Genomic DNA, 10,971 nt, shown 5'->3' with positions numbered 1-10,971 from the left:
CCCCCGCCCACCCCGGTGACCAGGTTCCTGAGGAACCCGATCGGGTCCTTGAGGATCAGTCCGACGGCGGAGGCGGCCTTGCGCAGCACGCCCACCAGCATCCGGCCCAGCTCGACGATCGTCCCCGATCGGCCACGGCCTTCTTCACCGCCGCGATGAACGCCTGCTTGTCGAACTCCTTCGGCCGGGCCGCGTCCATCTCCTCCGCGTGCGCGGCCTTACCCCGCGCCTCCCGATCATCGCGGGGCGGCACCGCGGCGGCCTGCGCCGCACCGGCTTCGGCGGTCGCGGGCGGGTGGCTGGTACCGATCCGCCGCTTCTTGGCGGTGACGTCCTTCTTCAGCGCCTGGAACTTCGGATCGGCCCCCGGCGACCGCCGGCCGGCCCGCTCCCGCGTCGCCTTCTTGTCCGGCCGTTCCGCGGTCGAGGTGTCCTTCTGCTCGGGCGGCGCGGCGGCCTTCTTCACGCCGGCCGGACGTACCGGCGGCGGCTTCGGGTTCGGCTTCTGCTTCGGTGCGGCGGGCGCGCTCGCGCGGCCGGCCACGGCCTGGCTGCCGACCAGGTTCTGGCCCGCGAGCAGCGACTCCCCCGCCCACGGCATCGGCTCGGTACAGCGGGACGGACCGCCCAGCGCCGCCGCCACCGCCGCGTTGCCCACCGCCCGCCGCGCCTGGACCACGGCCGACGGCCAGGCCGGCGCGGATCCGGCACCGGAGACACGGCCGGCGCGGGCGGTCGGGGAAGCTTCACGGGAGCAGGCATCCGGCGTTCACCCCCGAACGAGAACCGATCCGAACAATCGCACCCGGCCCGTCGCGGACGTGCCACCCGCCCGTCGCACCCGCGTCACCGCCCCCGACATGCCCGACAACGGGCCTTCATCGCCGCGTCATCATGTGGTTGGTTGACGTCAACAGGCGCGGAATATCAATGAACGCCATGCCGATGAAAGGCCATGCCATGTTCCGTCCCATCTTCGCGGGCCTGGCGCTCGCCGCCGTGCCCCTTGCCGTACCGACCCCCGTCGCGGCCGAACACGGCCCCGAGCGGCAGCCCGTCGTCACCAAGGACGTGCGCATCCCGCCGGTTCCCCTGGCCGAGCTGCAAGGGTCCATCACCGACGACCGTGGGGTGGAGCTGGGCGGGATCGGCAGCGGCCTGTTCCCGGCCGCGCGGCGCGGCGACTACTGGATGGTCACCGACCGCGGGCCGAACGGGCAGATCAAGGTGGACGGCGACAAGCGCCGCACGTTCCCGATCCCCGAGTTCGCCCCGGCGATCGTCCAGGTGGCGACCCGGTTCGGCGTCGAGATCAAGAAGTACCTGCCGCTGGTCGGCGACTCCGGCAAGCCAATCACCGGGCTGAGCAACCAGGAGGGCCACGACGAGGAGCCCTACACCTGGGACGGGCGGACCGCGCTGCCGTACAACCCGAGCGGGGTGGACACCGAGGACATCGTGCGCGGCCCGCGCGGGGACTTCTGGCTGGTGGACGAGTACGCGCCGTCACTGCTGCACGTCTCGGAGCGGGGCAAGGTGCTGGCCCGGTACGTGCCCAAGGGCCTCAAGCTCACCGGCGCCGACTACCCGGTCAAGGAGACCCTGCCCGCGATCCTCGCCTCCCGGCAGCAGAACCGCGGCTTCGAGGGCCTGGCGATCAGCGGCGGCACCCTCTACCTCGCCGTGCAGAGCCCGCTGGCGAACCCGGACAAGAAGACCGCCGAGTCATCACGGAACGGGCGAATCCTCACGTACGACATCCGCGCGGAGCGGGTGACCGGTGAGTACGCCTACCGGTTCGAGGACGTCACCACCTTCGACCCCAAGGCGGACGGCGACCAGGACGAGATGAAGATCTCCGGCCTGGCGCACGTGAGCGGTCGCAAGCTGCTGGTGGACGAGCGCACCGACAACGTGGCCCGGATCTACCAGATCGACCTGGCCAAGGCCACCAACCTGCTCGGCGGGCGCTACGACGACCCGGCCACCGCGCCGTCGCTGGAGGCCCAGGCCACGCCGCAGGGCGTGCGGTTCCCGGCCAAGTCGCTGGTCGCCGACCTGTCCAAGGTCGCCCCCACGCTGCCCGGCAAGGTCGAGGGCGTCACCCTGCTCGACCGGCGGACCCTCGTCGTGGCCAACGACAACGACTTCGGCGTCGGGGGGTTCGGCGCGGACGGCCGGCTGGTGAACTCCGGCGTGCCCAGCCGAATCGTCACCATCCGCCTCCCCCGCCCGGTCGGCTGATCCCCTTTCCCTGATACCCCCGCTTCCCGAATGCCCCCGCGCGGGGGCATTCGCATTTCGGGTCCGAACAGTGCGCCGAACGCCGCATCACATCTCCTTCCGCGTTCTACTACAGCGCGTCATACTACGGCGTGTAGTAGCCGGTCCCGCAGGAAGGGTGCGTGCCACCGGGAAATGGAGCGGCCCCCCGGACCACCCATGGCCGGGGGGCCTGGAAGATGCCGTCACAGGTGGTGCCGGCGGCGTTCAAGAAGGCGGATCAGTCCTGGTCGATGTGCGCTCTGCCGTTGAGCCACCGGGCCACGAGTGGAGGCCCGGGCCGGATTCGAACCGGCATCTCAACAATCTCCGTCCGCCTTCGGTCGGTCCGGCGCCCGACGGTCAATGCTGAATCTGGAGCGAGAATCTGAATTTGATCGGGCCGTGCGGCCCTGAATCAGGCTCAGGCTTCAGCCTCAGCTTGCGCTCCTCGCGCACCCTCGCGCGCAGGCGAGGGGGTCTATAGGGTCATGCGAGCAAATAGGCGAACACCTTCTCGCCGATCTTCTGATCGACGACCTCGGTGCCATTGGCCTCCTCGCGCGCATATTTGACGGCCTCCTGGAGCTTCTGCACCCGGGCCAGCAGTTCGTTGACGCGGCGCTGCGGCAGCGCCCCGGAGAACGCGACCTTGGTCCAGTAGCCGACGACGATGTCCTCGTTGTAAACCTGCACCTGCGCCGGGTGCTTGTCGGTCGCCGCGGCCAGCACGTGGTTGCGCGGCACCTTCTTGGTACGGGTCGTCTTGACCGGCTCGGTACGCCATGCCTCGGTGTGCTCGTCCTGTGCCCGGGTCTCGGCCGGGTCCAAAGTCGGCAGCTTGGAAATGAACGTGTGCACGTCGGTGAGCTGCTACTCCAGAAAGAGCAGATAAGTGACGGGCACATCCGCCAGCAGTACCGAACCGTCCACCATCACGTCGGCCTTGGCGGCGCAGTTCGCCCAATCCTTTGTCGCGGTCACGTCGAACAAACGCGTGAGGACTTCCCCAACGCCCTTCAGCACGGTCTCCGCCTGCACCTGAACGCGCGTCGCCTCGGGCGGCAACTGCTCACCCTCATCGTCGATCGGCTGGTAGGTGCGCGAGATACCAGAAAGCAGGGGGGCCTTCTGAATCTGCTGATAGGCATCGGTCACCTTACGCTGGACGTCGGACTTCACGCCCTTCTCTACCGCGAGGATCTGATTGAGCTTCGTCACGCGAATAACTGTAGACGGGCAAGTCCCGCCCGCACATCTGAATATTCACCCGATAACGCCGATCGTCCCGCTGGCAAGACGGTCATGACGCTCAAGGGCGCGGGATGACCAGCTCGCGAAGTGGGTCGCCGCCGTCGATGAAGAGGCGGGCGTTGGGCGTGGTCGCCTCGGCGATGCGCCGCAGCATGCGCTGCCCGGCCTCGGGGTGCCGCCCGTCGAGTGCGCCGACGCGGACGGCGAAGACCAGGTCGTACGGTTCCTCCTGTGCCTGGAGGGCGAAGTCCTCGCCCGCGACCTGCCGGACGCTCATCCGCCCGGCCGCGATCTCCTCAGCCGCACCTGCCTCGGCCTGCGCGATGGCGGCGGCGGACCTGTCGATGGCCAGGATGTGGCCGCTGGTGAGCCGCTCCGCGACCGCCCGTGCGGCCGCCCCCGGCCCGCATCCGATTTCGAGCACCCGTGAGTCCGGCCGGAGGGGAAGCGCGTTCACGACGGCCGCGAGACGCGGCGAAAGACGTACCGACATCCATGCAAGAGTAGGCGAAGCCCGGATCCCCCGGTCGGGGTCGCAGAACTGTCGGTGGCGATTGGCAGAATCGTCGCCATGACCGAGCTTACGTCCGCGATCACCGGCTACTGGGACACCGCCGCCCGCGCGGCGGCGTTGGACACCGTGCGGGCGCGGCTGGAGAGTCTGGATGAGCGGATCGGGCGGCTGAGCCGGTTGCGTGGGCGGCTGGCCGCGCATGCCGAGGAGATCGAGCGCGGGCTCGGCCGGGTCAAGGCGGGCTGATGGCCGTTTCCGCAACGCGGGCCGGGACCGGTACCGCGTCGATCGGTCGTGCCCTGCCGCTGGCCCTGGCCACGTTCGCGGGGGCCACCGGGGACATGGTGATCGCCGGGGTGCTGCCGGACATCGCCGCTGACCTGCGGGTCGGCGAGCCGCTGGCCGGGCAGCTCGTCACGGCGTACGGCGCGGCTGCCGCGCCGGCCCGTGGCCGCCATGCCGATCCTGCCGCGCGCCGGCCGGTGACGGCCCGGCCGTCAGGCAGGCGGGGACGGCCCGGGGGTCAGGCGGGCAGGGAGGTACGGACCGGCAGGCCGGTGAGCGCCCGTTTCATGCCCGGCTGCCAGTCGGTCTCCCCGCCCAGGGCGAGCCCAGGGAACCGGTCGAACAGGCTGGTGAGCGCGATCTGCGCCTCGGCGCGGGCCAACGCCGCCCCCAGGCAGTAGTGGATGCCGTGGCCGAAGCCGAGGTGGGCGTTGTCCGGGCGGCGCAGGTCGAGGAGTTCGGGCCGGTCGAAGCGGCGCGGGTCGCGGTTGGCCGCCGCGTACACGACCTGCACCGCCTCCCCCGCCGGGATCGCGACGCCGCCGAGTTCCACCGCCTCCAGGGTGTACCGCATGACGGCGATCTCGGCGGGCCCGCCGTACCGCAGGAACTCCTCCACCGCCGCCTCGACGTCGCCGAGCCCAAGAGAGCGGGCCAGGACCAGCCGGACGCTTTGGCTGATCAGGCCCACGGTGGTCTCGTGCCCGGCGATCAGGATGCTGATGGAGAGCGAGATCAGCTCCTCGTCGCCGAGCCGGTCGCCGTCGTTCTCGCGTACCTTGACCAGCCCGGACAGCAGGTCGTCGCCGGGCGCGCGCCGCTTGGCGGCGATCAGGTCGCGCATGTAGCCGACCAGTCCCCTGGCCCCCTCGGCGATCCGGCCCAGGTCGGGCGCGCCGAGGGCGGCGGTCCAGGTGCGCCAGGTGTCGCGGTCATCGGCGGGTACGCCGAGCAGTTCGCAGATGACCTCGATGGGCAGCGGGTAGGCGTACCGCTCGATCAGGTCGAACTTCTCGGGCACGACGGACAGCAGCGCGTCGGCGATCTGCTGGATGCGCGGGCGCAGCCGTTCCACCCGGCGGGCCGTGAACTCACGGGAGACCAGCCGGCGCAGGCGGGTGTGGTCGGGCGGGTCGTACACGCCGAGGGTGTGCAGCAGGTACGGCGCGACGTCCTCGGGCAGGCCGGCCATCGCGGCGAGGTCGATCTTGCGTTGTTTGGTGATGTCGCTGCTGAAACGGGGGTCGGTCAGTACGGTGACGCTTTCCGGGTAACCGGTGACCAGCCAGATGGGGGTGCCGTCCAGGTAGGTGCCGCGGCTGACCGGGCCGTCCTTGGCCAGGCCGGTCAGGTACGCGTCACGGTCGGGGGCGGTCAGCAGACCGGCGAGAGTGCTCATGTCGGCTCCAAAAGGGAACTAAAAAGGGGATAGGGCGGTCCGCGGCGGCTTCAGGGCCGCTGCCGCTCTTCTCGGACCGCGTCCCATGCGGTCAGGATGCGGTCGTCGGCGAACACGCCCCGGGTGAAGATCTCGATGGCGGCTCTGGAGTACTGGAGGGTGGCGTCGGTGCCGTGCAGGTCGGTCACGCCCAGCGCCCTGGACAGGTGTTCGCCGAAGGTCAGCGGCGCCAGCAGCCACGTCACGTAGATGGCCGCCCGCGCGTGTGGGTCCTCGCTGGGCTGCGCCCATCCCTCGCGTACGCCCTGGTCCAGCCAGCGGCCGGTGGCCGCGACGATCTCGTCGAACAACGCGGCGGCCTCCGGCGTGCCGTCCAGGAAGGCCCGGGCCAGGTAGCGGCGTACGGCGGTGCCCGCTTCCAGCAGCGCCCCCAGCCCGGGCGCGTCGTCCAGCGCCTCCAGGCCGGGACCGCCGCGTACCAGGGAGATCACGTACCCGTCGCACTCCTTGCGCAGGCCCTCCTTGCTGCCGAAATGGTGCAGCACCAGCGCATGGGACACCCCGGCCCGCGCGGCGACCGCCCGCACGCTGACCCGGCCGACCCCCTCGGCGCCGAACAACTCCAACGCCGCGTTCCTGATCCGGGCCCGCGCGGTGAGGTCGTCATTGTTGTCTGACCGCATGGTCAGCATACTAACCAAATGGTCAGCCCTACGGCAAGCGAATACGCCAGTCCGCCCGGCTCATCACGCCGAAGCGGGACAGCACCGCCAGTGCCAGCGCGGCCGCCGCCACGATGACGAAGACGAAGCGGGCCGATGCGACGTCGCTGAGCCACGCCGCGGACAGCACGCTGAGCGGGCCGAAGCCGGTGGTCAGCAACTGCGAGGTGGCGGTGACGCGGCCGAGGTACTCGGCCGGAACGGTGTCCTGGAACAACAGCGTGAGCAGGCGGCCGAGCAGGGAGAGCAGGAACATCAACGACATCATCAGCAGGCCGACCGACCAGGTCTGACCGGCCGCGGCCATGACTCCGAACGCCACGCCCATTCCCGCGCACAACAGGGTGATCAGCAGATGGGACGGCAGTTTCGGACGTGACGAGCAGCGCGCCGCCGACGTCGCTCAGCTCGACGACCCAGCCCGCCAGCGGCCGACGGCCTGGGCGATGGAGACGAAGACCTGCATGAGGCCGTTCGCGCGGGGAAGCGCCTGCCGGTCCACGATGCCATCGGAGCGTCCGCCACGCCAGCCAGATCAAGGAAGCCTGCACAGCGAGCCGGGCCACTGCTGACAGCCTTCCGCCGCCGCCCGCCCGAATCGTCCGCATCCCGGATGATCTCCGCGCGGTACTCCGGACCCTCGGCGGGAGTACCGAGGTACCGTCGCCGGGCTTCGGCACGACGGCTAGGCTGCTGTGCCATGCCGGAGACGCGCCTGGACACCGCCCGGATCCGGGCGGCCCGCCGGGTGATCGACCCGGTCTTCCTGGACACCCCGCTGTACCGCTGCGAGGCGCTGGAGCCCGGCCTCGGGTGCGCGGTGAGCGTCAAGCTAGAAACGGCGAACCCGGTACGCAGCTTCAAGGGCCGCGGCACCGAGCTGGTCGCGAGCCTGCTCGCCGATGCCGGCCGGCGGGCCGTGGTCTGCGCCAGCGCGGGCAACCTCGGCCAGGCCCTCGCCTGGTCCGGCCGCGGCCGGGGGCTCGACGTCACCGTCGTGGCGTCCCGCTTCGCGCCCGCGGCCAAGCTCGATCGCATCCGCGCCCTGGACGCCAGGCTGGAGCTGGTGGACGGCGACTTCGACACGGCGCGCGAGCGGGCGGCGGCCATCGCCCGACACGACGGCGTACGGCTGGTCGAAGACAGCCTGGACATCGAGACCTGCGAGGGCGCGGCGACCATCGGCCTGGAGCTGGCCGACGCCGCGCCGTCGTTCGACGCCGTGCTGATCGCGCTCGGCGGCGGGGCCATGGCCACCGGTGTGGGCCATGTGCTGAAGGCCCTGGCGCCGGGGGTCGAGGTGATCTGCGTACAGCCGCTGGGCGCACCGGCGATGACGTACTCCTGGCGCCGCCGGCAGGTGGTCACCACCGACTCGACCGACACCATCGCCGACGGCGTCGCCGGCCGGCGTCCCATCCCGGCCGTCCTGGACGACCTTCTGCTGGTCGCCGACGACGCCGTCCTGGTCCGGGAGTCGTCGATCATCGCCGGCATGCGCATGCTCCTCGACCACGCCGGCCTCGTCGTCGAACCCTCGGCGGCGCTCGGCATCGCGGCCGTCCTCGAAGACCGCGCCCGCTTCGCCGGCAAGCATGTGGCCACCATCGTGTGCGGCGGCAACGTCGACATGGACGCCTACCTGCGCTGGATGGGCACGACCCCGATCGACAGAACCTGACCTCCACCGGGGCCCGGCACACGGCCTCACGCCTGCACGACCTTCAAGCTCCATTATTCCGGAATTTCGATTTTATGGTTCAATCGAGTCATGCAGACGATCCTCAGCATGTTCCTGGCCGCCGCCGTGGCGGCCCCGGTGACCGGTGGCGTCGCCGCCCCCGCCCCCGCCGACCTCAAGAACGTCGAGTCCGTACTCGCCTACATCCGCGCCCATCCCAATGACGTCGCGCTGGTGACGAAGGGCATCAGGCACAACGCCGACCAGCTCACGTCCGTGGCGTCCGCCCTCAAGATCACCCACCTGGCCGCCTACGCCGACGCCGTGCGCAAGGGGAAGATCAAGCCGGGCGAGCGCGTGCCCGTGGTTCGATGGAACGCCTACCACCTGCCCGGTACCGACGGCGGCGCGCACGAGGAAGCGCTCAAGCGGCTCAAGCCGGGCGCGAACGCGACGCTCGACCAGATCGTCTCCGCGATGATCGAGGAAAGCGACAACGCCGCCGCCGATCTGCTGCGCGACCGCCTCGGCCCCGCCGCGGTGAGCAAGTTCGCGCGGACCCCGGTCGGCACCATCAACGGCGAGATGCTCCGCGGGTTCGGCGGCTGCAAGCTGCCCGCCGACGTCTGCCTGAAGAACTACGTCAAGGCCGGTAAGCAGATCCAGCTCAAGCTCCCCGGCATCGCCGAGCAGGCCGCCTGGGCCGAGAAGGTGGCCCGTATCAAGCCTGGCGTACTGCGCGAGGTGCTCTCCGACCTCAGGAAAGACAAGATCGCGCGAAAGCACCTGGAGTGGCCGATGCGCCAGCCCGGTGCCGACCCCGACACGCTGCGCCTCGGCGCGAAGGGGGGTGCGCTGCCCGGCATCATCAGCGAGGCGATGTACACCGTCCAGCCTGGAGAGAAGCCGCGCGAGACGGTACTGGTGCTGCGGCGCCTGCCCACGTCGACTTGGCTGTCGGGGCTGCGGAGCTATGCTCATCAGCAGTTCATCGTGCGGATGGCGACCGATTCGGCGTTCTTCGCGAAGGTTCGTGCAGCATTGAAGTGAGGCAGCACTGAGCAGTGCCGACGACCGGCTGGAGAGCCTTGAGGCGCGGGTCGCCGCCCTTGAGGCCGCGCTCAACGCGCCCAAGCCGGTGGCCGCCGGCGATGACACGGGTCTGATCACCTACGGTGGTCAGGCCAAGCTCGGCGGCTATGAGTGGCTGTGGGAAGTGAAGCGCAGCCCCGGGTGGTTGCTGCGGCAGCCGGCCGGGCCGCTGGCCGCCGTACTGGCCGCCGCCGGGCACCCGGCCCGCTTCCAAATCCTGCAGTTACTGGTCGCCGGGCCCAAACCGGTCGCCGACCTGCAGACCGAGCTGGCCCTGGCCTCGCCGGGCCAGCTCTACCACCATCTCAAGACGCTGACCTCGGCCGGGCTGGTCGAGCAGCCGGAGCGCGGGGTCTATCGGGTCCCGGCGCATGCGATCTTCCCCGTGCTGGCCCTCGCCGCCGCCGCGATCGACGTGACAGAGGATTCAGGCAGGCCGCCGCAACCTCACGATCTTCCCGGCTGAGGCGGCGAAGCGGAGGCACGGGCGCGGGCGGTCATGTGGTCACCTGCTGAGGTCTGACGCGGAGTACGGTGAGTGATCCGAGGAACGCGAAGACGCCGCCCACGATGAAGAGCGCGTGGTACCCGCCGAGGTGCTGAACCGCCAGTGCGGCGACGAACGGTGCGACGACCTGGGGCGCGTTCAGGGCGATGTGGAAGACGCCCAGGTCACGACCGGCGTCGCCGGTCTTGGGCAGCACGATAGTGGCGAGGGAGAGGTCGACGCCGAGGAACGCGCCGAGGGCGAATCCGCTCAGCCCGGCCTGGACGAGGAACATGGTCCAGCTCGGCGAGAGCAGCGGCAGGACGATCGAGGACGTCAGGAGCAGGGACGAGATCAGCACGAACCCCCGGTGCCGTCCCAGCCGATCCACCAGCGGCCCGGAGATCAGGGTGCCGATGGTGAGGAACACGATGCTGGTCGTCTGGGCGGTCGCCACCGCGGAGGCGGGCGCGAGCCCGGCCGGCAGCACGATGTGATCTTGCAGGATGTAGAGGCTGAAGCCGAAAACGGTGTTGTAGCCCAGATAGATGACGGCCCGGGAGATGAAGACCCACCGGTAGTCCCGGTCGAGAAGGCTGCTGAACATCGCCAGGAACTGCCGTCCCATGGGCTCGCGCGCAAGGTCCGGAGCGTCCTGCGCCGTGTTGGAGCGTTCCCGGATGAGCACCGCGGAGATGACGGAAGCGATCAGGAAGAGGCCGCCGAGCAGCGCGTACGCGACCATGACGGAGTCGACCAGGGCCGCGCCCAGTTGGACGCCGATGATGCCGCCCACGGGAATGCCGACCCCCTGCACGGTGCTGGCCAGGCCGTGGCGCTTCGCCGGAATGCCTTCCGGAATCGTGGCCAGGATGATGTTGAGGCCGATGTTGATCGTGGCCTGGACCAGGAACCAGCCGATCACCAGGCCGGTCACGGTGGAGACCGCTCCGGTGAGCACCAGCGCGGCGGCGGTCAGGGCACCGCCGCCGAGGATCCAGGGTGATCGACGCCCCCAGCGCGTTCGGGTACGGTCCGACATCAGTCCCACCAGCGGCGGTATGCCGAACGAGGCGATCGCGCTCACGCCGTTGACGAGGGCCAGGGCGGCGACGGCGCCGTCGCCTGCGGCGGACCTCACCTGCGAGGGCAGGAGCACGGCGATGGCGGCGTTGTTGGCGGCGTAACCGAAGACGTTCACCAGGAACATCGCGGCGAGAAGGGCCGCGACGCGCCCGCGGCGCGGACCGTCGGTGGCGGGCTCGGTTCGGGGGG

The 10,971-nt window shown here is 70.4% G+C and carries 11 protein-coding genes and 1 pseudogene; 5 read left to right on the top strand and 7 right to left on the bottom strand.

Translation table 11 applies throughout. The annotated features are described in order from the left end of the window. Window positions 1–55 precede the first annotated feature (55 nt). Entirely contained in the window at window positions 56–679 is a 624-nt protein-coding gene (locus tag C1I98_RS27330) for a hypothetical protein (protein WP_146607659.1), read from the bottom strand. A gap of 281 nt (window positions 680–960) precedes the next feature. Here C1I98_RS27330 and C1I98_RS27325 point away from each other — a divergent pair, with 281 nt between their 5' ends. After that, window positions 961–2,244, top strand: coding sequence for an esterase-like activity of phytase family protein (locus C1I98_RS27325; RefSeq protein ID WP_111170285.1), 1,284 nt, complete (start codon window positions 961–963; stop codon window positions 2,242–2,244). Between the two features lie 507 nt (window positions 2,245–2,751). On the opposite strand, the pseudogene C1I98_RS46375 reads toward C1I98_RS27325, so the two are convergent. After that, window positions 2,752–3,483: pseudogene (locus C1I98_RS46375) on the bottom strand (DUF7873 family protein). A gap of 91 nt (window positions 3,484–3,574) precedes the next feature. Then, a complete protein-coding gene (locus C1I98_RS27315; protein ID WP_199537256.1) occupies window positions 3,575–3,973 on the bottom strand; it encodes a class I SAM-dependent methyltransferase in 399 nt (132 codons plus the stop codon). Window positions 3,974–4,087: 114 nt separating this feature from the next. Here C1I98_RS27315 and C1I98_RS27310 point away from each other — a divergent pair, with 114 nt between their 5' ends. Beyond that, entirely contained in the window at window positions 4,088–4,276 is a 189-nt protein-coding gene (locus C1I98_RS27310) for a hypothetical protein (RefSeq protein WP_111170283.1), read from the top strand. Between the two features lie 277 nt (window positions 4,277–4,553). On the opposite strand, the gene C1I98_RS27305 is transcribed toward C1I98_RS27310, so the two are convergent. From C1I98_RS27305 to C1I98_RS27295, 3 genes are read right to left on the bottom strand one after another with little or no spacing between them, the layout of a single operon-like run. Next, on the bottom strand, window positions 4,554–5,714 hold the full coding sequence (locus C1I98_RS27305; protein ID WP_111170282.1) for a cytochrome P450 family protein: 1,161 nt from the start codon (window positions 5,712–5,714) through the stop codon (window positions 4,554–4,556). Window positions 5,715–5,764: 50 nt separating this feature from the next. Next, window positions 5,765–6,397 carry a TetR/AcrR family transcriptional regulator gene (locus tag C1I98_RS27300; protein WP_111170287.1) on the bottom strand — a complete coding sequence of 211 codons (633 nt, stop codon included), beginning with the start codon at window positions 6,395–6,397 and terminating at the stop codon, window positions 5,765–5,767. Window positions 6,398–6,425: 28 nt separating this feature from the next. Then, entirely contained in the window at window positions 6,426–6,758 is a 333-nt protein-coding gene (locus C1I98_RS27295; RefSeq protein WP_146607658.1) for a hypothetical protein, read from the bottom strand. A gap of 378 nt (window positions 6,759–7,136) precedes the next feature. Between C1I98_RS27295 and C1I98_RS27290 the strand changes: the two genes are divergently transcribed. From C1I98_RS27290 to C1I98_RS27280, 3 genes are all read left to right on the top strand, one after another. Then, window positions 7,137–8,117, top strand: coding sequence for a threonine ammonia-lyase (locus C1I98_RS27290; RefSeq protein ID WP_111170280.1), 981 nt, complete (start codon window positions 7,137–7,139; stop codon window positions 8,115–8,117). Between the two features lie 90 nt (window positions 8,118–8,207). Continuing rightward, on the top strand, window positions 8,208–9,167 hold the full coding sequence (locus C1I98_RS27285) for a serine hydrolase (protein ID WP_111170279.1): 960 nt from the start codon (window positions 8,208–8,210) through the stop codon (window positions 9,165–9,167). Window positions 9,168–9,255: 88 nt separating this feature from the next. Further along, window positions 9,256–9,675: an ArsR/SmtB family transcription factor gene (locus tag C1I98_RS27280; RefSeq protein WP_199537255.1), complete on the top strand. Its 420-nt coding sequence runs from the start codon at window positions 9,256–9,258 to the stop codon at window positions 9,673–9,675. Window positions 9,676–9,706: 31 nt separating this feature from the next. Here the strand turns inward: C1I98_RS27280 and C1I98_RS27275 are convergent. Further along, window positions 9,707–10,971 (bottom strand): MFS transporter (locus C1I98_RS27275; protein WP_111170277.1); only part of this gene is annotated, 1,265 nt, incomplete at its 5' end.

Origin of the sequence: Spongiactinospora gelatinilytica (assembly GCF_003236385.1) — a bacterium.
Lineage (GTDB): Bacteria > Actinomycetota > Actinomycetes > Streptosporangiales > Streptosporangiaceae > Spongiactinospora > Spongiactinospora gelatinilytica.
The sequence above is the reverse complement of the archived record's forward strand: the minus strand, read 5'-3'. Positions and strand labels throughout refer to the sequence as shown.

Coding starts and splice junctions, on each gene's coding strand:
- C1I98_RS27325 (WP_111170285.1), top strand. CDS start 961: ATGTTCCGTCCCATCTTCGCGGGCCTGGCGCTCGCCGCCGTGCCCCTT.
- C1I98_RS27305 (WP_111170282.1), bottom strand. CDS start 5,714: ATGAGCACTCTCGCCGGTCTGCTGACCGCCCCCGACCGTGACGCGTAC.
- C1I98_RS27285 (WP_111170279.1), top strand. CDS start 8,208: ATGCAGACGATCCTCAGCATGTTCCTGGCCGCCGCCGTGGCGGCCCCG.
- C1I98_RS27290 (WP_111170280.1), top strand. CDS start 7,137: ATGCCGGAGACGCGCCTGGACACCGCCCGGATCCGGGCGGCCCGCCGG.
- C1I98_RS27310 (WP_111170283.1), top strand. CDS start 4,088: ATGACCGAGCTTACGTCCGCGATCACCGGCTACTGGGACACCGCCGCC.
- C1I98_RS27300 (WP_111170287.1), bottom strand. CDS start 6,397: ATGCGGTCAGACAACAATGACGACCTCACCGCGCGGGCCCGGATCAGG.